Genomic DNA, 312 nt, shown 5'->3' on the forward strand with positions numbered 1-312 from the left:
CACGACCGCCTTGGCGAACTGCTCCGGAGTGAGGATCGGCTGCCGGCCCGCGACGAAGGTGTCCTGGTCGACGCCTTGGCGCTCGGCGTAGCCCGCGATCGCGACCGAGCCGATGCCTGTGCCCGGCGTCATCTGCGGAAGCAGCGTGACGAACCGGATGCCCAGCCCGCCCCGCTCCGACTCCTCGGCCGCGTACCCGCGCAGGTAGCGGATGGCGGCCTTGGCGCTGGCGTAGCCGCCGCTGAGCGGCGAGCCGCCCAGGACGGCTCCGCTGGACATCGAGACGACCACGCTGCCCGGCGCCAGCGGCGC

1 pseudogene is annotated in these 312 nt (G+C 74.0%); it reads right to left on the minus strand.

Features of this window, described 5'->3' with window-relative positions:
* Positions 1-312 (minus strand): annotated as a pseudogene (locus tag BZY54_RS51460) (SDR family NAD(P)-dependent oxidoreductase); the annotation flags it as partial.

Origin of the sequence: Streptomyces carpinensis (assembly GCF_002154505.1) — a bacterium.
Taxonomy (GTDB): domain Bacteria; phylum Actinomycetota; class Actinomycetes; order Streptomycetales; family Streptomycetaceae; genus Streptomyces; species Streptomyces carpinensis.